This is a genomic window from Lysinibacillus sp. FSL K6-4013 (assembly GCF_038630435.1).
Taxonomy (GTDB): domain Bacteria; phylum Bacillota; class Bacilli; order Bacillales_A; family Planococcaceae; genus Lysinibacillus; species Lysinibacillus boronitolerans.
This window is the reverse complement of the sequence record NZ_CP152031.1, coordinates 3,860,568-3,881,503: the sequence shown is the minus strand read 5'-3', so window position 1 is coordinate 3,881,503 and position 20,936 is coordinate 3,860,568. Positions and strand designations below refer to the sequence as shown.

23 protein-coding genes are annotated in these 20,936 nt (G+C 36.3%); 13 read left to right on the top strand and 10 right to left on the bottom strand.

The annotated features are described in order from the left end of the window. Nucleotides 1–61: 61 nt before the first annotated feature. Nucleotides 62–535 carry a tRNA (uridine(34)/cytosine(34)/5-carboxymethylaminomethyluridine(34)-2'-O)-methyltransferase TrmL gene (gene trmL, locus MHB39_RS19225; RefSeq protein WP_004230835.1) on the top strand — a complete coding sequence of 158 codons (474 nt, stop codon included), beginning with the start codon at nt 62–64 and terminating at the stop codon, nt 533–535. A 37-nt stretch (nt 536–572) separates the two neighbouring features. Here trmL and MHB39_RS19220 read toward each other — a convergent pair whose 3' ends face one another. Further along, entirely contained in the window at nt 573–1,418 is an 846-nt protein-coding gene (locus MHB39_RS19220) for a VOC family protein (protein ID WP_016993720.1), read from the bottom strand. Nucleotides 1,419–1,809: 391 nt separating this feature from the next. On the opposite strand from MHB39_RS19220, the gene MHB39_RS19215 reads away from it, so the two are divergent. From MHB39_RS19215 to tnpA, 3 genes are all read left to right on the top strand, one after another. Beyond that, nucleotides 1,810–1,980 carry a hypothetical protein gene (locus tag MHB39_RS19215; protein ID WP_004230831.1) on the top strand — a complete coding sequence of 57 codons (171 nt, stop codon included), beginning with the start codon at nt 1,810–1,812 and terminating at the stop codon, nt 1,978–1,980. Between the two features lie 77 nt (nt 1,981–2,057). Beyond that, nucleotides 2,058–2,888 (top strand): aldo/keto reductase, encoded by an 831-nt coding sequence (locus MHB39_RS19210; RefSeq protein WP_342544985.1) that lies wholly within the window; start codon nt 2,058–2,060, stop codon nt 2,886–2,888. 175 nt (nt 2,889–3,063) lie between these two features. Beyond that, on the top strand, nt 3,064–3,537 hold the full coding sequence (tnpA, locus tag MHB39_RS19205; protein WP_036129052.1) for an IS200/IS605 family transposase: 474 nt from the start codon (nt 3,064–3,066) through the stop codon (nt 3,535–3,537). Between the two features lie 130 nt (nt 3,538–3,667). Here tnpA and MHB39_RS19200 read toward each other — a convergent pair whose 3' ends face one another. Further along, a complete protein-coding gene (locus MHB39_RS19200) occupies nt 3,668–4,507 on the bottom strand; it encodes an RluA family pseudouridine synthase (protein ID WP_054548663.1) in 840 nt (279 codons plus the stop codon). Between the two features lie 54 nt (nt 4,508–4,561). Beyond that, on the bottom strand, nt 4,562–4,987 hold the full coding sequence (locus MHB39_RS19195) for a disulfide oxidoreductase (protein ID WP_048391807.1): 426 nt from the start codon (nt 4,985–4,987) through the stop codon (nt 4,562–4,564). A gap of 188 nt (nt 4,988–5,175) precedes the next feature. Here MHB39_RS19195 and MHB39_RS19190 point away from each other — a divergent pair, with 188 nt between their 5' ends. Continuing rightward, nucleotides 5,176–6,291 (top strand): GAF domain-containing sensor histidine kinase, encoded by a 1,116-nt coding sequence (locus MHB39_RS19190; RefSeq protein ID WP_054548662.1) that lies wholly within the window; start codon nt 5,176–5,178, stop codon nt 6,289–6,291. 12 nt (nt 6,292–6,303) lie between these two features. Beyond that, nucleotides 6,304–6,951, top strand: a complete 648-nt coding sequence (locus MHB39_RS19185; RefSeq protein ID WP_066038286.1) for a response regulator transcription factor — start codon at nt 6,304–6,306, stop codon at nt 6,949–6,951. Between the two features lie 48 nt (nt 6,952–6,999). Here MHB39_RS19185 and MHB39_RS19180 read toward each other — a convergent pair whose 3' ends face one another. Then, nucleotides 7,000–8,121, bottom strand: a complete 1,122-nt coding sequence (locus MHB39_RS19180) for a response regulator (protein WP_342544980.1) — start codon at nt 8,119–8,121, stop codon at nt 7,000–7,002. Between the two features lie 555 nt (nt 8,122–8,676). Here MHB39_RS19180 and MHB39_RS19175 point away from each other — a divergent pair. Together MHB39_RS19175 and MHB39_RS19170 are read left to right on the top strand one after the other, a co-directional pair. Continuing rightward, entirely contained in the window at nt 8,677–9,603 is a 927-nt protein-coding gene (locus tag MHB39_RS19175) for a YafY family protein (RefSeq protein WP_112116648.1), read from the top strand. A 65-nt stretch (nt 9,604–9,668) separates the two neighbouring features. Further along, the gene (locus tag MHB39_RS19170; protein ID WP_342544978.1) at nt 9,669–10,406 is read left to right on the top strand and encodes an effector binding domain-containing protein; all 738 of its coding nucleotides are present in this window, start codon (nt 9,669–9,671) and stop codon (nt 10,404–10,406) included. Nucleotides 10,407–10,423: 17 nt separating this feature from the next. Here MHB39_RS19170 and MHB39_RS19165 read toward each other — a convergent pair whose 3' ends face one another. The 4 genes from MHB39_RS19165 to MHB39_RS19150 all read right to left on the bottom strand — a co-directional run bounded on the left by MHB39_RS19165 (nt 10,424) and on the right by MHB39_RS19150 (nt 14,057). Beyond that, the gene (locus MHB39_RS19165; protein WP_342544977.1) at nt 10,424–11,326 is read right to left on the bottom strand and encodes a cation diffusion facilitator family transporter; all 903 of its coding nucleotides are present in this window, start codon (nt 11,324–11,326) and stop codon (nt 10,424–10,426) included. 190 nt (nt 11,327–11,516) lie between these two features. Then, on the bottom strand, nt 11,517–12,836 hold the full coding sequence (locus tag MHB39_RS19160) for a hemolysin family protein (RefSeq protein WP_016992129.1): 1,320 nt from the start codon (nt 12,834–12,836) through the stop codon (nt 11,517–11,519). A gap of 429 nt (nt 12,837–13,265) precedes the next feature. Further along, nucleotides 13,266–13,682, bottom strand: a complete 417-nt coding sequence (locus tag MHB39_RS19155) for a hypothetical protein (protein WP_016992128.1) — start codon at nt 13,680–13,682, stop codon at nt 13,266–13,268. 171 nt (nt 13,683–13,853) lie between these two features. Further along, a complete protein-coding gene (locus tag MHB39_RS19150) occupies nt 13,854–14,057 on the bottom strand; it encodes a YheE family protein (protein WP_016992127.1) in 204 nt (67 codons plus the stop codon). Nucleotides 14,058–14,264: 207 nt separating this feature from the next. On the opposite strand from MHB39_RS19150, the gene MHB39_RS19145 reads away from it, so the two are divergent. From MHB39_RS19145 to MHB39_RS19130, 4 genes are all read left to right on the top strand, one after another. Continuing rightward, nucleotides 14,265–15,407: a DUF445 family protein gene (locus MHB39_RS19145; protein ID WP_016992126.1), complete on the top strand. Its 1,143-nt coding sequence runs from the start codon at nt 14,265–14,267 to the stop codon at nt 15,405–15,407. Between the two features lie 15 nt (nt 15,408–15,422). Next, nucleotides 15,423–15,770: a YlbF family regulator gene (locus MHB39_RS19140; protein WP_004230811.1), complete on the top strand. Its 348-nt coding sequence runs from the start codon at nt 15,423–15,425 to the stop codon at nt 15,768–15,770. Nucleotides 15,771–15,911: 141 nt separating this feature from the next. Further along, nucleotides 15,912–16,574 (top strand): ribonuclease H family protein, encoded by a 663-nt coding sequence (locus tag MHB39_RS19135; RefSeq protein ID WP_112116644.1) that lies wholly within the window; start codon nt 15,912–15,914, stop codon nt 16,572–16,574. 120 nt (nt 16,575–16,694) lie between these two features. Continuing rightward, nucleotides 16,695–17,606 (top strand): copper amine oxidase N-terminal domain-containing protein, encoded by a 912-nt coding sequence (locus MHB39_RS19130; RefSeq protein ID WP_342544974.1) that lies wholly within the window; start codon nt 16,695–16,697, stop codon nt 17,604–17,606. A gap of 51 nt (nt 17,607–17,657) precedes the next feature. Here MHB39_RS19130 and MHB39_RS19125 read toward each other — a convergent pair whose 3' ends face one another. Continuing rightward, a complete protein-coding gene (locus MHB39_RS19125) occupies nt 17,658–18,065 on the bottom strand; it encodes a hypothetical protein (RefSeq protein WP_342544972.1) in 408 nt (135 codons plus the stop codon). 157 nt (nt 18,066–18,222) lie between these two features. On the opposite strand from MHB39_RS19125, the gene MHB39_RS19120 reads away from it, so the two are divergent. Further along, nucleotides 18,223–19,728, top strand: a complete 1,506-nt coding sequence (locus MHB39_RS19120) for a coproporphyrinogen III oxidase (protein WP_036075876.1) — start codon at nt 18,223–18,225, stop codon at nt 19,726–19,728. A gap of 22 nt (nt 19,729–19,750) precedes the next feature. Here MHB39_RS19120 and MHB39_RS19115 read toward each other — a convergent pair whose 3' ends face one another. Next, nucleotides 19,751–20,848 (bottom strand): sugar diacid recognition domain-containing protein, encoded by a 1,098-nt coding sequence (locus tag MHB39_RS19115; RefSeq protein ID WP_258859064.1) that lies wholly within the window; start codon nt 20,846–20,848, stop codon nt 19,751–19,753. Between the last annotated feature and the right edge of the window lie 88 nt (nt 20,849–20,936).

Genomic DNA, 20,936 nt, shown 5'->3' with positions numbered 1-20,936 from the left:
GGCTTCGTTAACTTTTTAAAGAGTCATCTTAAAGAATTTTTTAATAAGGAAGTGTGTCGTTATGCCATTGCATATCGTTTTATATCAACCAGAAATACCAGCCAATACGGGGAATATTGCACGTACCTGTGCGGGTACTAATACATCGCTCCATTTAATTCGTCCGCTAGGTTTTTCAACGGATGATAAAATGCTGAAACGGGCGGGCTTAGATTATTGGCATAGTGTAAATATTGTCTATCATGATTCACTTGAGGATTTTATAGAGTACTCTAAAAATGGAGATGTTTATTTAATCGAAACATACAGTGATGAGCCGTTTACGAAAAATGATTTTAGTGATCAAGACCGAGATATTTATTTTATGTTCGGAAAAGAAACTACAGGTTTGCCGAAGGACTTTGCTTATGAACGCCGAGATATGTGTTTACGTATTCCACAAAGTGATCATGTGCGATCACTTAATTTGTCCAATACGGCTGCAATTGTTATTTATGAGGCATTACGTCAACAAGGATATCCAGGGTTACATTAAAAAGCAGTTCTCCGCTTGTGAGAACTGCTTTTTAATATTAAAACTTTAATAACACAACATTCCCCGCAGGATCCTCTGTTTGAAACCCTCCGACAATTTCTGTAACTGGTGCGCCTATACCACGAAGATTATTTTTCATCGTTGCCGCTTGTTCTTCGTTATCTAAACGCAATGAGAACGTTTTTAAGCCAACTTGATTTTTTCCAAGCCTTGGTGCATTCTCTGAGTGCCAAGTATTTAAACCGATATGATGATGGTAACGGCCTGTAGAAATAAATAATGCTTGGGACCCGTAGCGTGTGACAATATCATATCCTAATCCCTTTGTATAAAATTGCTCTGCTTCAGCCAAGTTAGAGACCGATAAATGAATATGGCCCATTACTGTGCCAGCAGGTAGACCAAGCCAGTTTCCATCTCCCTCTTCTAAAATAGAACGAATATTGAGTGGTTCTGTCACCATATGCACCTGATTGTTATGCCATGCCCATTCACTTTCAGGACGATCGGCATAAATCTCGATTCCATTATGATCAGGATCATTTAAATAGAGTGCTTCACTTACAGCATGGTCAGAAGCCCCAAGGTATACACCTTTTTCGTGAAAATGAGAAATGACATTAGCTAAGTCACGTCGACTAGGTAATAATAGGGCGAAGTGATAAAGTCCTGTCGTCATGCTAAGCTTATCTTCCACGGTTTTAGGCTGAACAATAGTTAATAGAGCTGTTTCACCATCGGCAGTTAACATAGCTTTATGTGAATCTTGTTGTAACACGTTAAAGCCAATAATTTCTTGATAAAAGGTTAGAGAGCGTTGTAAATCACTCACTTTAATTTCAACATTCGTTACATACGTGTTAGGTTTTTCATGAAAATGCATTTAGAATACCTCCGTGTAGTTATCTTTTTTTATTAAGTTACTTTATGTAAGTTAGTTTATTTTAAAAATAAAGGAAAGTCAAGTATTTCTATTGTTCCACAAAAAAAGAAAATCACTAAGCTTTTCTAAAAGCTTAGTGATTTTCTTGAGATATTATTTGTCAGCTTTGTAGTCGCCTTCGTATCCAGCAGTGAAAATAGCTGTTAAGAAAGCAACTGTTACACCAATGATTAATAATAATTTCATGGAAGTAACCCTCCTCATGTTATAAAGAAATCTCTTTTTAGTATAGCCTATCTACTTAAAAAATGAAACGACATAGCAGAATAAAATATGTCAGAAATGGTTCAAACAGCTTGATATCGGGAAAACTAAAAGTGAGGTGATCAGTATGGAAAAAAAGGTGCCAAATATTGAAAATGGGACAATGGTGAGAGATATGAAGGAATTAAAAGATTTGGGCAAGCAGATGGAGCATTTACGTGATGGGCTAGAGCTTGCAGAGGATGAGCGCATCGCTGATCCAATTCAATTGGAAGATGTTGAACAGAAGAAAAAATAGTATTAACTAGCCGCTTTATTTTTCTTAAATCCAATTTTTTGTATAATGGTACTAGGAAAAGAAAGGGGTTGTGCTTTTTGAATTTACAATCAACGAAAACATTATCAAATGGTGTAGAAATGCCTCGTTTTGGCTTAGGTGTTTACAAAATGACAGAACGTGAGGAAACATTACAAGCTATTGATAAAGCCCTTCAATACGGTTATCGAGCTATTGATACAGCATCCTTATATGGTAATGAGGTAGAAGTAGGAGAAGCAATTCGACATTCAGGCATTCGTCGTGAAGATATTTTTGTTACAACAAAAGTATGGAATAATGACCAAGGATATGATGCAACATTACGTGCCTTTGAGGTTTCGCTAAAGAATTTAAATATGGATTACTTAGATTTATATTTAACTCATTGGGCTGTCCCTGAAACATTTGAAGAAACATATCGAGCTATTGAACGCCTTTACGATGAAAAGTTAATTCGCGCAACAGGAGTATCGAATCATCATGAGCATCATTTAGAAAAAATATTGGCTAAGGCAAATACTGCACCGATGGTTAATCAAGTGGAGGTACATCCATATTTACAACAGCAGCCATTAAGGGCATTTTGTAGTGAACACCAAATTGCTGTTACTGCATGGTCTCCACTAGGACGTGGTGGTGTACTTGCTGATCCTACCATTATTGAGATTGGGAAAGAAATCGATAAAACCCCTGCTCAGGTAGTACTGCGTTGGCATTTACAAAATGATACACTCGTTATTCCCAAATCCGTAACACCGAGCCGAATTGAGGAAAACGCACAGATTTTTGATTTTGAATTAACCCAAGATCAAATGGAGAAAATGGCAACATTAGATCGTAACCAACGATTTGGACAAGATCCTGATCATTTTAAATTTGATTTTTAAAAAATGATTAAATCCCGCTCTCCAATAGAGGCGGGATTTTTCTTTGTGTGCTTTGAAAACCCCCTGCTATGCAGGGGGTTCCGGAAAGCTTTTAGCTATGGACAATAAAAAAACTCCAAACGTACAATAAAGTCAGGTCTAGTCAACCGACTTCGTACGAAAGGAGCCCCCATAAATGGATAATAAAAGTTTAGCACATACAACGTGGAATTGTAAGTATCATATCGTCTTTGCGCCAAAGTATAGAAGGCAGATTATTTATGGTCAAATTAAAGCGGATGTTGGAAGAATATTGCGCCAATTATGTGAAAGAAAAGATGTAGAAATCATAGAGGCAACAGCCTGTCCTGACCATATTCATATGTTGGTAAGTATTCCACCGAAATTGAGTGTATCTGCGTTCATGGGTTATTTAAAAGGGAAGAGTAGTCTAATGATTTTCGACCGACATGCAAATTTAAAGTATAAATACGGTAATCGTCAATTCTGGTGTCGAGGATACTATGTGGACACAGTCGGCCGAAATAAGAAAAAGATACAGGAGTATATAAAAAATCAATTACAAGAAGATATCCTGCAAGATCAAATGACGATGAAAGAATTCATTGACCCATTCACAGGAGAAGAAATCAAGAGAAAGAAAAAATAAGTAAGCCGCTTTAGCGGTTTGTGTGAAAACGGAGTGCGGTTGGCGGACCATTCAGAATGTCTTTAGACATGGGCCAGTACCCCAGCGTTTCACGCGCAGAGCAAACCACCAGTTATACTGGTGGTTCTGATTATTGCTCGTCCTTGACGATAATACGTTTATTTAAAAATGGATGGTCAAATTCTAATTGAATGGCATGTAGTTCGTAGTCATCACTTACTGTTTCTCGTGCACCATACATTGTATCCCCAATAATTGGATGGCCAATATAGGCTAAATGCACACGGATCTGATGTGTTCGCCCAGTCTCAAGTATGAGATGAACGACACAGGAATTTTTGTAACGCGCCACCACTTCATAGTGTGTTACAGCATGCTGTCCAGTTTTGGACACAACACGTCTTGTGGCATGGTGTCTGTCTTTGCCAATTGGTTCAGCAATCGTTCCAGAAGACGTTCGTAAGTTACCTTGCACCTCTGCTGCATACGTACGAATAATGGTTTTTTCCTCAATCATTCGATCGAAAATGGACTTTGCTAAAGGGTGCTTTGCTACTAGTAATAAGCCCTGTGTCCCTTTATCAAGACGATGAACATGTTCAGCATAAATGCCACCCTGTTCTTTGATATGTGCCATGACATGGTTCATACATGTATGTGTATCACGAGCATCATTAGGATGTGTTGCCATACCTTTTGGCTTTGATACGATTAAACAATGGTCATCCTCATAGACTACATCAATAGCACATACAGGTGTTGGTTTGTAGCTAGAAGTTGGAACAGGAAACGTAAATTTGATTATTGTTCCAGTTTGTAATGGTGTATTCCATTGAATCAGCTCATCATTTACCAATGTGATGGCTTTGGCCATACGCAATTCATGAACGAGTTTTTTACCGAGTCGCCAATGATTACGTAGCAATTCTTCCACACTTAAGTTATCTTCAGCAATTTCATAATGAAACATAGATCTTCCTCCGTAGAAAAAACCGTATTCCAAAGGTAGAACACGGTCTTTCGATTATTTTGCAGCTTTAGAAGCTTTGATTAAATAAAAGCTTGCCCCTGCGATTAAAATAAATGCAGTTAATGCTAAAAACGGAATAGTAATAAAGCCTAACCAATTAATATATTGTCCTGTACAAGAAACTGCGCCACAGGAGGGGGCATTTTCAGCTAAAAAGCTAAGCTTTTGAATTCCGTAATGGTAAAGTGAAATACAGCCGCCAACCACAGAAAATACAGCTGTTGTGACAGCAATACGTGCATTTTTTTGTATAAATGCTACTGTCGTCATTATAACAATTGGGTACATAAAAATACGTTGAATCCAACATAATTTACAAGGTTCATAATGACGAATCTCAGAAAAATATAACGAACCTAGTGTTGCTATAGCAGAAACAATCCAAATAAATAATAAGCCATTTTCTTCTTTTTTAGACATATTCAATCTTCCCTTCATAAAACCATGTCCTTGTTCGATTATAGTGGTTCTAGTTTTATATGTAAATCAACTTACACAAAATAAGGTAAGTGATGAATTTCAGTCTAAAGTATGAACGGTGGAAGCAGACGCTTTCAATAGCTTAATGGTATCATTAACAATAGTAATGCTAAAGAAGAGGTGTTTTCGTGAGGGAGAATGAGCATTCCAATATCAGTATTTTAAAAGAGATTGCTGAACTATTAAATGAAGAAACTGAAATTGTCACAATGCTAAAAGGTGCGCTCATCAAATTTTTAAATGGCACCAATTTTGAAACAGGCTGGATTTTTTTTATTGATGCAAAGGGGCGTTCAGAACTAGTTGTCCATGAAAATCTACCAGAGGCATTGGAATATAACAATTGCCATTATTTAAAAAAGGGCGGTTGTTGGTGTGTATCGCGTTATCGTAATGAAGAGCTAAAAAAAGCCTCCAATATTATCGAGTGTCAGCGTATTGAAAGTGCCATAGCTGCAAATGTTGGGGATCATGAAGGAATCACGCATCATGCGACAGTACCTCTTCAATCTGGACAAGAACGTTTTGGCGTATTAAATGTTGCATCTAAGGATACAGTACGCTTTTCAGAGGAGGAGCTTGCTTTATTAGAATCAGTTGCCTTTCAGATGGGTTCAGCTATTAAGCGAATTTTACTGACAAAGCAGGAGCAGGAAATGGCGCTTGTGAAGGAACGTAATCGCCTAGCTCGTGATTTACACGATTCAGTTAATCAACTACTATTCTCGGTTACGTTAACAGCTAGGGCTGGCATTGAAATGACGGATGATTGCGAAGTGAAAGAAACATTTAAAGAGATTCAGCATTTAACACAAGATGCACTTACAGAGATGCGTGCGTTAATTTGGCAATTGCGACCTAAAGGATTGGAAAATGGTTTACTTGAGGCCATGAAAGTATACGCTGAAATGCTTGGCTTAAAACTACATGTAACAGTTTCAGGCGTATTGCAATTTCCCTCACGTATTGAAGAAACATTATTTCGCGTAGCCCAAGAGGCGTTAAATAATGTACGTCGCCATGCAGGTGTATTAGAGGCAGCATTGTATATTACTGTTACATCAACAGATATTTTGTTGGTTATTCGTGATGAGGGACGGGGCTTTGTCATTGACAACAATACAAAGTTGCTTTCAATGGGCTTACAATCTATCAAGGATCGTGCAAAATCAGTTGGTGGAACTGCCGACTGGGTAAGTGAAATTGGCAAAGGTACGGAGCTGCTAATCCGCTTGCCATATTAAGGGGGAGAGGACATGATACGTGTATTAATTGCAGACGATCATCACGTGGTGCGTAGAGGACTACTGTTTTTCTTAAAGACACAAAAGGATATTGAGGTTGTTGGAGAGGCCAAAAATGGGCACGAAGCTGTTGCATTAGCAGAAAGCATTCAACCAGATATTATTTTAATGGATTTAGTCATGCCTGAAATGGATGGCATCCAGGCGACTAAACGCATCAAAGCGAAGTTTCCACAAATAGAAATTTTAATGCTCACTAGCTTTTCTGATCGAGATCATGTGGTTCCAGCAATGGAGGCAGGAGCGGCAGGCTATCAGTTAAAAGATATTGAGCCAGATGAATTGGTCTTATCCATTCGTCGTATTATGCGTGGTGAAAACACTCTACATCCTGAAGCAACGTCAACGCTTGAAATGGATCGCCAGGAGTCTCAGAATGCACCCCATTTAATAAATCCGCTGACACCTCGTGAACAGGATGTGCTAGCAGAGCTTACAAAAGGAAAGAGTAATCGGGAAATTGCATCCTCACTATTTGTCACAGAAAAGACAGTGAAAACCCATATTTCGAATATTTTTACAAAGCTACAAGTACAAGACCGTACACAGGCAGCGCTGTATGCTGTTAAACACGGGCTAACTGAAGGTAGTGGGATATAAATAAACGGCGAGCTTCTACTCACATAGAAGCACTCGCCGTTTTTTACATTATTTATGTTGAACAAATAATTTTTTAGATATCTCTAATAATGTAGAGCTAGGTGTTAGTGCTAAATCTTCCTCTAGTCTTTGCGTATATGTTTGGAAAATTTTGAGTGCCTGTTCATGAAGCCCTGCCTGTATTAACGTATATAAATAGTGCTCAAGTTTTTGTTCATTATAGGGATCATACTCTATTAATGCATGTAAAAATTCCATAGCTCTTTCAGTATCTGAAAAGACCGTTGTTTGAAACCCTTTTTCTAATAGCTCTATGTATGATTTCATTAATTTATCTTTATAGGCAGTTGACCATTCATAATCATCAAAAACAAATAAGCCATTCTTATAAATAGAAAGACATTGATTAATCAAAGAAATAGAAGGAAATTCAAGTCTTGAAAAATCCTCATGAAGTTTTTGAAAATCGTATAAATCACATACGATATTTGGCTTTTCGAAGATATAGTATTTATTTGAAAAGACAATACAGTTTTCGTAGCCAATTGTATTTAGCGTTTTCCTTAAATAAGATAGAGCTGTATGAAGATTTGATTTGGCTCGTACATAATCTAAATCTGGCCATAGAATTTCAATTAAATAATCTCGATGAATCGGTATATTTGGATGCAAAATAAAATAAGCAAACAATTCTTTTGTCTTTTCTGTTTTAAATGCCACTAAACTATTGTTACTATAGACGGCAAATTGATCGAAGCATTGTACATTTAAGACAGTTTGTGTAGCCTGTTGAAGCATTTGCTGAATGGAAAATTCATGCTCAATACGGGCTACAGTTTTTTCTAAACGGGCATGACTGATAGGCTTTAATACATAGTCGAGACTGCCAATATCATAGGCTTGTAATGCAAATTCATGATAGGCGGTAATGAAAATTACACTGACTTGTGGGCGTTCCGTTTTGATAATATCAGCAACTTCAAGTCCTGATAATTCTTGAAGTTTTACTTCTAAAAAGATAGCCTCAAATTCCATAGTTGGTAGTTCATTCAGAAATACTTCTACGCTTGTAAAGGTTTGCATCACCTGTATTTGTTGAAAGGCATGTAGTTTATTTTGAAAATAGTGTAAAGCTAACGGTTCATTGTCTATTAAAACGGCTCGAATCACATCAAACTCTCCTTTATACAATTAAATTAAAAACATTAAACTCTAGTTCATTTTGGGTGAAAAGGCTTCCTATATATAGTGAAGGGCAAGAAAAGTGAAAATCACTCAACTTTTCTATTAAAAATTTGATGCCAGAAAAAAGCAATTTATGGTGTAGTTCTTTCACGGGTGAGAGTCAATGAATCCCGATGTGTTTGTCACATCGCGTCAAATCCATTCAAAGAAAATTTCGCCGTTCATTATATAGAAGATAAAAGTTTTTTAGTTTGTGTTAAGAGAATTGAAATAATTGCTTAGGCGTTAAAATCAAACTATTCTTATACAAAAATGAAACAACATAGTATTGTTAATGAAAGTTGCATATGGGCATAAGCCTTGTTTTTTCTTTTATTGTTAAAATAGTATAATTGTTGTAACAATAATTAGGCGTTATTATAGTACATTTGTCTTAAAAAATACTCAAAAAGTACTTAAAAAATACTTAAAAAGATAGGTTATTAATTAAAATAGAAGTATATATAGGAATAATGGGATGGCAAGAAAGGAGATTTTACCATGAAATTAGAAAGACTTCTAACCATGACGATGATATTAATCAACCGTAAAAAGGTTAAGGCACAGGAATTAGCAGAGTTATTTAATGTTTCGATTCGTACCATTTATCGAGATATTGAAACATTGAGCTGTGCTGGTGTACCTGTTATTAGTCAGCAAGGTGTAAATGGTGGCATTAGTTTAATCGATGGTTATCGTGTTGATAAGCAAGTGTTGACGAAGGATGAGCTCACGTCACTTTCTATTGCGATTAAAAGTGCTTTGACTACCTATGAAGATTCCCACGCTGAAGCCGTGCTCGAGAAAATAACGAGTATTGCTGATGATCATGTAAAACAATCGATGGACCATCTATTTGTTGATCTTAGTCCATGGGGACCAAACGCTCTCTTTAAAGAGCTTATTACGACGCTCAAGACAGCTATAGAGAATAATCGTTGCATAAGCTTTCATTATTCTACTACTTATGGTGAACAAACAAGCCGAATAGTCGAACCACATACAATTGTTCAAAAAGGGAAGATATGGTATTTGTATGGCTATTGTACATTAAGAAAGGACTTTCGTTTATTTAAGCTTGCGAGAATGAAACATTTGCTTCAAGCTGATTCTACCTTTGAGCGTAAGGAAGTGAATTTAAGTGAACTCCCTTGGGGTAAAGAATGGCATCGACCACAAAACGTAGTCGATTTAGTCATTTCTTTTGATAAAGACATTACAACATTAGTGGAGGAATCCTTTGGTGCAGAACATATAGACCATGAACAATCTATGATTCATATATCTATACCCGAAGATGAATGGCTTTATGGTTTCTTGTTAAGCTTTGGGCATCGCATTAAAATTATGGAACCACTTTATATAAGAGATATTATTCAAAAACGAGCTTTAGAAATTGTTCAATTATATAAAAATCTAGATAATTGATGACAGACAGTTGTCAGGTTTCCTTTGCTATAGTAAGTACAAATAAAGCGAAAGGTGGAATGACGATGCAAAGCTATTGTCAAAGCTGCGGTATGCCTTTAGTAGAAGAGGCATTATTGGGTACTGAAAAAGATGGGGACAAAATTCTGGAGTATTGTATATATTGTTACGAGGGAGGCAAGTTTAAACAACCCGAGTTAACAGTAGAAGAAATGATCGAAATTTGTGTACCGCATCTTAAGGAAGGTGGTATGCCAGAAAATGAGGCACGGAATATGCTGACTTCCTTTTTGCCAAGTTTGAAGCGATGGAGAAAAAGTGAAGGGAAGGAACCAAAAGTAGTTGAATTAACCGCATTTAACATCGTAGGTATTTCAACTCAAACAAGTAATGCAAATGAAATAACAGAGCATGCTAAAATTCCACAATTATGGGATGACTTTTATCAGCAAAATATTGCGGGCCAAATAGCCGAACGAAAAAATGGCCATGTCTTTGGTTTGTATTCAGACTATGAAACGGATGTGAATGGTAATTATACTCTTACACTAGGAGTAGAAGTAAATAATGATGACATTCCAACAGATTTAGTAGTTAAAATGATTCCAGCAGCTAAGTATCTAGTATTTACATCAGATAAAGGCACGATGCCTGAAGTTGTCATCCAAACTTGGCAAGAGATTTGGGCATGGTTTGCAAATTCTAAAGTTGAACGAACATATACAGGCGACTTTGAACTGTATGATGAACGATGCGCTAATCCACATGAATCACAAGTGGATATTTATATAGCTATTAAATAAGAAAAGTCTCCTACCAATCAACTGGTAGGAGACTTTTCTTCGTTTTGCGGAGGAATGATATATGGCTCAATATGCACAAGAACCTGACAAAAGCGATTTTCACGCATAATGGTATGTTCGATTTCTTCGGTTATGCGATGACTTTCAAAGACATTTAAATAAGGATCTACTGTGACAGTTACGTCGATGAAATACATATTGCCATGGGCACGTCCTTTAAAGTCTAAAAGCTCCATTACCCCGTCCACGTTACGGATTAAGACCGATAACGTTTCAACTTCATCAATATCAAATGCATCTGTAAGACTTTGAACAGCTTCCCAAAAAATTTCTACTGCTGTTTTAATAATTAAAAAGGCAACAATGAGAGCTGTAAGTGAATCAATGATCGGAAAGCCGAAAATGGCTCCAAAAATACCAATGGCTGTACCGATGCTGACAAGTGCATCAGAGCGATTGTCAAAGGCAGCAGCTTTAACAGCGGCACTCTTAATTTTCTTTGATAGTGCCAAATTATAGCGATAAACCACATACATGACAACTGCACTACCTATTGCTACATAGGCTGTTAATAGTGAAGGTGTTGTACCAGTGGGCTCCCACAAGCTTTTTAGGGAACTAACTAATACTTGGAGACCGACAACAAGCATAATGAACGATGCGACTAAAGAGGCAACAGTCTCAGCTCGTAAATGTCCGTATTGGTGGTTGGAATCAGGTGGTCTTTGGGCAATGCGTAAACCAATCAGTACCGCGATGGATGCAATGATATCAGTGGTGTTGTTTAAACCATCTGCCTTCAGTGCCTCAGATGTACCAATGTAGCCTATTGTTAGCTTAGCAGAGCTTAGGATTAGATATGTACCAATGGATAGCCATGCACCTTTTTCCCCTTGACGTAAATTTGTATAGAGCTCCATTTTGTTTCCTCCTCGCAAAACTTTCCGACATTAGAAAACGACCCCCTTTTAAAAAGGGAGTCGTTTTCATCTATTTATTACGGACGTTGCTCCCACCTCTATAAGGTGTGAAGAAAAGACCATATTTATAGCCTAGATTACAAGCGTGCTTCTAATAGTACCACGACGAGTATGGCAATTCAATTCAATTTTAATCAATGACTGCGTCATATTCATTTGATAAATCACTGTTAGGTAATTTCAGAACTTCTAAGTATAAAATATGGTGACCATCTAATTCTTTTGCGATAAATTCAAAACCTTGCTCTTGAATACTGTCTCCTTCGACCGCATCAAAACGCTTCGTCATGAACCAACCACCGATAGTATCAATATCATCATCTTCTATGTCAGTACCAAGCATATCATTTACATTTTCAAGAAGCATCTTCGCATCTAAAATAAAATGATTTTCTGCAATTTCTTGTACTTCCGGGATTTCGTCTTCATCAAATTCATCTTGAATATCGCCGACAATTTCCTCAATAATATCTTCAATCGTCACTAAACCAGATGTTCCGCCATATTCATCCATTAAAATGGCCATATGAATACGTTCACGTTGAATTTTTAGTAATAGATCGTTAATTTGCGTTGTTTCCATCACTCGAATAATAGGTTGCATATAATCAATAACTGGCTTATCACCATTTTTAGAATCTTTGATGTAAGCGGTTAATAAATGCTTCATGTTAACTAAGCCAATAATATGATCTTTATCTCCATCCAGAATTGGATAACGAGTATATTGCTCAACACCCATTAAATCAAAAACTTCTTTAATCGTTAGCTCTTTTTCAATGCCGACAATTTCAGTTCGAGGAACCATAATTTCTTTTGCAAGACGATCTGAGAACTCGAAAATACTGTTAACATATTCATATTCTGAGTTATTAATTTCTCCACCTTTTAAACTATCCGACAAAATCATACGCAACTCTTCCTCTGTGTGAGCTACTTCTGATTCTGACATCATTTTTAAGCCGAAAAGACCTGTTAAACCACGGGCAGAGCCGTTTAATAGCTTAATGATAGGATACGTAATATTGTGGAAGATAATTAATGGGCCAGAAAAGTTTAATGTGACAAATTCTGCTTTTTGGATGGCTAATGTTTTTGGCGCCAATTCCCCAATAACAACATGCATAAACGTAACGATTGAGAATGCAAGTATGAATGAAAGGATAGATGTAATACTACCATTCAAATTTAGAAATTCAAACACTGGGTGCAAAATGATTTCAAATGTAGGTTCACCTAACCAACCTAAACCAAGTGCAGTGATGGTAATACCTAGCTGACAGGCAGATAAGTACTCATCTAAATCTGAAACAACACGTTTTGCATTTTTCGCTTTTTTATGCCCTTCCGCGAGCAATTGATCAATGCGGGTAGATCTCACTTTTACGATTGCAAATTCAGTTGCAACGAAAAATCCAGTCATTATAATTAGTAGGGCGAATGCCGCCAACCTAATGGTTATCTCCAATATGTCTCCGTCCAAATAATTCCTTTGTTCCCGCCCGAATGAGGGAAGTAAACAAAGTGTACACCTCCTATGATTTAAAAAATTGTTGGATGTTTCAATCATAAATTATTTAAAAGAAAAACACAAATATTGACAACGATTTTTTCGTTTGTTTATTAAGAGGCATTGCGAAAAAAGTCGCTAGATTCAACTATCAAAAGATTGTATTTACCAGTACTATATGCTAACTTTAAAAAGATCAAAGATAGTTTGTTTAGGGAAAGAAGCATTTTGCATCTCATATAATACGACACGTCAAAAATCTCAAGAGTGCTTTAGCTTGCGGATTTTTTTAAATGAATTATTTTTTATAGTAAAGGGGGAGTCTCAAATGCTCATTGAGACTCCCCCCTTTCTAAACGTTTACCCTATTTATTCTTGCTGGAAGCGTAATTTTAAACACGCTTTTTCAACATCATGGACCGTTTCCTTGAAAGGTATCACACCTGTAAACGGTGCGATAGAAACAGGTGCTTTTTCAGTTATGCCTTGCTGTGTTAGAACATAGTTCTTATTATTATACGTTAAATAGAACGTTTTAATCGATTTCTTGCCGAAAGAGCTAGTAGAAGAATCAAAAAAGCCCTTTAATTGACTGCAATACTCATTGTAAAAGTCGCTTTTATAGCCAGAAAGTTCCTCGAATTTCTTACTATTAACAGCTCCCGCTTCATCCGCTAATTCGAATATTTTAGCGGAAAATTCTGAAAAAAATTCTTTTACTTTTACACGAATTAACGCTTTTGAATTATAGCTATTTAAGTCATCCGAAAGTGTGACTTTACTCATTGAAATGGCCCCCTGCATAAAAAACATTTACTCTTAAGCTGATATCATAAATGTATAAGAAAAATATACAAATTTCAACATGATTCAACATAATTAGCTTAAATGATGTGCTATTTATAGTAAATATAGGTATTTTTATACGGGTTCAGAATGAAAAATTGACTACGGATTTTAATCGTATACATGAAACAGCATTAGCTCATGTATCATTTTTTTAACAGCCTCCTCGTCTGACGGAATGGCCCCTATCCACTCAATCGTACCGTCCTTTAAATACTCCGCTTGGTATCGTTCTCGTTGATAAAAAAATGAAATAGTCCAACCAGGTAGTTGCGTGTTTTCAAATAGTGGTTTAAAACTGAAATGTTGAATCATCATCAAACCTCGTTTCTATAGTATGTAGTCATATTATTCAAGTATAACGGTATTTTTGCAACTATTCACTTTTCATAGAAGTAAATAGGATGACATTGAAATTCTAAAGAGGTATTTCTTTCGTTGAAAATCATTGCTCTGCTATAATGGGTGCAGAAGGCGACAAAAAACGCCAATCTTGAATACAATTGAAATGAGAGGATACTAATGGATAATTTTATAGTGACATTACTTTTCATGGCTTTCATTGGGGCTGCAATTGGGGGCGTTACAAATCACTTAGCCATTAAAATGCTTTTTCGCCCATATAAAGCGATATATATTAAAAATTGGCGATTACCGTTTACACCCGGTCTTATACCCAAACGACGTGATGAATTAGCGAAACAGCTGGGTCTTACAGTAGTAAATTATTTACTAACTCCCGAAACATTTAGAAAAAAGTTTTTCTCAAAGGATATTCAAGACAAAGTAGAACACTTTGTACAAACAAAAGTTGAAGAAACAATCTTTACAAACGACAAAACAATTCAGGATTGGCTAAACTTAGCCGGGTTTTCACATATGCCTGCTACCATTGAGCAGAAGGTTGAAGCAATTGTAGAGGGACAATTTTCGTCAGTAAAGAATACACTATCAACAAAATCAATTCGTACATTGCTATCTGAGGATATCCAAAATACGATTGATGCTAAAATTCCAGTAGCGGTTCAGCATATTTTAGAAAAAGGCGAGGATTATTTTTTATCACCAGAAGGCGAAATGACGATTAAGGCAATGATTGATGACTTTTTATCATCCAAAGGATCTCTAGGCGGCATGATCAATATGTTCTTAGGTGATTCCACTTCACTAGTTGGGAAAGTTCAACGTGAGCTTGTGAAGTTTTTACAAGCACCAGGAACAACAACATTACTAACAAAAATATTTTCACAGGAATGGGAAAAATTCAAAGATCGACCAGCTATGGACTTTTTGCAAGATGTTCAATTTGACCCCATTTTATCGAAATTACAAGTGTACGTGAAAGAACAATTAGCAATCTCTGAACGTTTAAATCAACCGATTTCTTATTATTGGCCTGAAGGAAATGAGTGGGCGAAGTATACCGTGATTCCACAGGTTATAGAAAAGGCTTTTGTGAAGGCAGAGGAAAAACTTGAGGATGTACTAAAACGTTTAAACTTACAAGAAGTAGTGCGAGAGCAGGTAGACTCATTCCCAGTAGAGAAATTAGAGGAACTTGTATTAGGCATTTCTAAACGTGAGTTTAAAATGATTACTGTATTAGGTGCAGTGCTTGGTGGATTGATTGGGATTGTGCAAGGCTTGATTGTTTACTTTATTTAAAAGGAGATTGTATGAATGATTAATATTTATAATGACATTAATGCGCTAGAAGCAACTTTCCGTAAGATTCCAGAATTTGAAGCGTTAAAAGCTGCTGTTGAAGTTGTTAAAAATGATGAAGAGGCATTAAATGTCTTTAAAAACTTCCGTAAAATCCAAATCGAATTACAGAAAAAGCAATTAGCTGGTGAGGATATTTTGGAGGATGAGCTTGTCTATGCACAAAAAGCGGCACAGCTTGCACAGCAAAATGAAAAAATTTCAACGATGCTTGAGGCAGAAATGAAGGTAAGTAAAGTAATCGAAGAAGTAAATCGCATTTTAATAAAACCTATCCAAGGTTTATATGAAGGAATTCAATAATAGGTGATAATCGCAATTTAAAAAGGAATAATTTTTCTAGGAATTGCACATATAACAAGTGAGAGGAAAACGTGTATCCGCTATTGGTCGGTACACGTTTTTGCTTTATGTACCAGTTAAAGAGTATGGGAGGTTATGAATATGCATGTCATCATTGAATGGACCTATAAAACACCAAAAGGAGCAACAACAGTTTTACGTTCCGCTGAAATGCCTGCAGCTCAAGCACTTTTACTTGCAGAGGATATGGAAAGAACGGGAAGGGTAAAATCGCTACATTGTATTGATCGGCAAGATACAAATTGGTCACTTAAAGAGCTAAAAGCATATTTAAAGGAAATTGATACAGAGCCTCATAATATTACGCTCTATTTTGATGGAGGTTTTGATCGTGGGACAAGGCAAGCAGGACTAGGCTGCGCCATTTATTACGAACAAAATGGTAAACCTTTACGATTGAGAAGGAATGCCTTTTCGTCTGAATTGAAATCAAATAACGAGGCAGAGTATGCAGCGCTTTATTTAGCCTTAGTAGAGCTAGAACTTTTAAATGTCCACCATTTGCCTGTGCGTATTATAGGAGATTCACAAGTGGTCATCAATCAGCTGAATGGGGAATGGCCAGCATTGGAAAAAGAACTAGCAAGCTGGGCAGATAAAATTGATGCTAAGCTGGAGCAACTTCACATTCAAGCCGAATACCAGCTTGTTTCACGTAAGGATAATTCGGAAGCGGATCGCCTTGCTACTCAAGCTTTAAATGGCATCGATATTACTGGTTTGAGCGAGATTGTTAAAGAATAGCGAATAAGAGGTGGTAGTATCTACTGCCACCTCTTTCTTATAAAATCCTCTGCTTGTACTGAAACTTTTTCCATTTTAAAACTACTACTCCTTTGAATCCAAACAATAAGGAGAGATTTTATGAACATGAAAAAAATAGCACCTGCAGCTATGTCTGCATTATTATTTGGAAGTGCCCTTGTACCGGTAGCTTCAGCAAATGAGCAGCAATCTACAGAAGCAGAGGTACCACAAATACAAATTGATCCCGTACACATTTTTAATGATACTCGTGGTACTGTGGAAGATGTTCGTGTTGGGGAAAATATTACATATTACACAGTAAAAGAAGGCGAGCAAACAAATGTATTAGAAATGACTAAAGATACTCTTGTGTTCGACAATACTGGGAAGAAAGTGGAGCTTCAAAAGGGTGATAAAATAGTAGCTTATACATTTGCTAACAAACCTCAAAAATATATATATCCACCACAATTCAATCCAGAGGTTGTCATCGTTGAAACAGAAAAAGCAGGCTTTGTAGAAGTGGATTATTTCTTTGAAGATTTAACTAATACGTATGATATTTTAAAATTAAATATCGGGAAAGAAACAGAGCTATTCAATGAAAAAGGTGAAAAGGTGGACGCTAAAGATTTAGCAGAGAAGCATCTAGTTGTTTTCTATACGGCCTCTACTAAAAGTATTCCAGCGCAAACAACACCATCTAAAGTAATTGTACTGGACGATGATTCCTCAGCTACTAAGAATCCAATAAATGAAGAAATTGATAATGTTATCGCATCAGATTCTTATGAAGTAGCTGGTACAAAAATGGTGCCATTGCGTGTGATCGCTGAAAAGCTTGGCTTCAAAGTGGATTCTACAGGCAAGGGGGCAATCCTTTCAAAAGGGAATATGTCTTACACAATTACTCGCGGTGAAAAAACATTTGGCTATAATAAGGCATTACGTACACTAACAGTTGCACCAACATTGAAAGATACAAAGACATATGTACCTATTGAATTTGTGGACGAATATTTAAAATAATTAAGAAAATAGTATGCCAGCAATGTTTGGCATACTATTTTTTATTTGTAGTTACTCAGCCATTGCTGGAGTGTAATGGATCTTTGAGGAAATATGGGCTGGATATATTTTCGCAAATTGTTGAAGACATTGTTTAAAAGGTACTGTGTTCATGAAGTTTTTAGCTAATACCATTTCATCTGAATACAATAAAAATTGCTGAAACTGCTGTTGAATAAATACCCTGGTCTTTTCATAATGCTTGTTAATTGAAATAGCACCATAGATTTCTTGTTGATCAATAATGTAAATAAAATCACAAAGTACTTTATGTGTGCCGTATTTAAGTTTTACCGTGACATATAATGTTTTTTCGTCACATCGTTCTAAATCAAAATGGTGGAATGCTACTTCTACTTGATGAATAAAGCTCGAAACAGATGTGTAATTGCCATTTTTTAAAATAAACAATCTCGACACCACCTTTTCTGAAAATTATAATGACAAAAAAATTGTTTGTCTATATTTAAACTGAATATTCTGTTATTTTATGGATTCTAATTGTTATTTTGCTTATAGTCATAGAAATTTGTTAAACTTAAATCTGCAATTATATAAAAGAAGAGAGCGAAACGAAATGAAAATTATTCACATAGATCAAAAATATCCTGAAGATTGGATTCGCGTATTAAATCATATTGCGAATTTATTTTTTGAGGATTCCAAGCTGAAGGTTGAACCAATGGGAGCAGACATGTCTGCTTCATTTGACTATCAGACTGGGGACGATTTTTCCATTTCTACAAAAGCAAACTTGATTGTAGATGGTAAGCAATACACAAATGAGTACAGTATTCAATATGAGTCCCCAGCAACAGATCGTGAGCTAAATATTCGCATAAAACGTGCATTGTCACATGTATTTTTAGATGTTCTTGAACAGCATACTGGAGTGCATCAGCAATGGGGGATTTTAACGGGTGTACGCCCAACAAAGCTGTATCATAAATTTAGAAAAGAAGGTAAGAGTGAGCAAGAAATTGCTGATCTATTAATTCGAGATTTCCGCTTATCAAAGGACAAAGTTGCCCTATTGAAGGAAATTGTGGACCGACAACTAGTTACTATTCCTGATCTTGATGCAATTGGACAAGAGATCAGTGTTTATATCGGTATTCCATTCTGTCCTACCAAATGTGCATATTGCACTTTCCCAGCCTATGCGATTGGTAGTAATCGTAAGCAAGGCCGTGTTACGACTTTTTTAGATGGCTTGCATATTGAATTGCGCGAAATGGGCAAATGGCTGAAGGACAATGATATGAAAATCACCTCCATTTATTGGGGTGGTGGTACACCGACTTCCATCGAGGCCGATGAAATGGACGCCTTATATCAAACAATGTATGAATCATTCCCTAATCCTGAAACAATTCGAGAAGTGACAGTTGAAGCAGGAAGACCTGATACCATCACACCAGAAAAATTAGAAGTACTAAAAAAATGGGGTATTGATCGTATTAGTGTAAATCCACAATCTTATACAGATGAAACATTAAAAGCAATTGGTCGTCATCACACAGTCCAGGAAACCATTGATAAGTTTTGGCTTGCAAGAGAATCAGGTATGAACAATATTAATATGGATCTCATTATTGGGCTACCAAATGAAGGGATTGAAGAATTCCAGCATTCATTAGAGGAATCGGCAAAGATGCAGCCAGAGTCTTTAACTGTTCATACGCTATCATTTAAACGTGCATCAGAGATGACACGTAATAAGGATAAATACAAAGTAGCCGACCGTGATACGGTTGCTGAAATGATGGAAATGGCACAAATCTGGACAAAAGAAAATGATTATGTTCCATACTATTTATATCGTCAGAAAAATATTTTAGGTAATTTAGAAAATGTCGGCTATAGTAAAGCAGGAGAAGAAAGTATTTATAATATCGTTATTATGGAAGAAGTGCAGACAATCTTAGGAATTGGCTGTGGGGCATCCTCAAAATTTGTTCATCCCGAAACAGGGAGAATTACACAATTCCATAATCCGAAAGATCCTGCTGCCTATATCATGACCTTTGAAGAGGCTATTGGAAAGAAAATTGAGTTTTTAAATGAATTATATAAGGCTTAATAATAAAGGCAATCTGATGTGTTCAGATTGCCTTCATTGTTTGTAGTGTTCGTAATGTACAGGCCATTTTTAGCAGAACAGCATCCTCAAAGTATTGTGGATCATAGCCTGTTAATTCCCTTATTTTATTCAAACGATACGTAAGTGTATGTCGATGAATATTCAATTGCTGAGCACAATGCTTTAGCTGTAAATTACAGTCAAAAAACGATTGTAATGTTTCCAATTGTTTAGCGTCCAAGTTTTTGAGTATACGACGGTAAAATGCTTGTACTTCCTCGGAATCACGAGGTTTAAAAAGAGAAAATAACTCGACATCTTCAAAAAAAGTCAATTCATTATAAATTACAGCAAATTTTAGAGCTGTTCTGGCACCTTGATAGCTATAGGGAAGCTGAGATAAATGCTGTACCACGGGCCCTACACCAATTTGAAGGGATGGTAGTTTCTGTTTCTGCTTGCGAAGTGCTTTTATAATGGGACGGCTATTTTGCTCCCCACAATTTGTTAGTAGGATATAGTATTCCTGTAATTGGCTATGACCAGCAAGAATAGGCTGTTTGTAAAATAGATCCTCAAAAAAGAAGGGTATTGTATTTTCTGCGTAAGATGCTTCATTTAAGCTTACTAAAATCACCTGAAAAGGGCTCGAAAGAGTAAATGGTAATTTCTGAATTCGTTCATTTAAGGCTCCATCTAGCTTACTCCCATGAACGAGTGCTTCGAATATGTAATCGTTATTCTTTCGTTGCCATTCGCTTTTAGATTCAACAATTGCTTGATGAGCCATAATCTCTGTTGTGAGTTGCACAAGATTAGCAATTTCAAGCATATCCTCTGAATTTCCTGTAATACCTATAACACCTACAACCTCATCTTGATACATAATCGGCATATTGATGCCTGGTTTTGTGTTTGGATAAAGTGCTATATTTTCCTCATTTATAATTAAAGTCTCTTTTGTCTGTGCTACATATAGTGCCCCTTCATGAATATTTTCCACCCTCATTTTATCTCCGGAAGCTAAAATGACCCCACTTGGGCTGATAACATTAATATTGTGACGCAAGCGCAACATCGTTTGATGGACGATTTCTTCTGCTAACTTTTTTGTCAACATGTTTATACACCTCGCATAAAAAACAGCCTGTTATATGACAGTTAAATTGTACACCTATTATAATGTTTTCTGAATTTATTGTCATTAT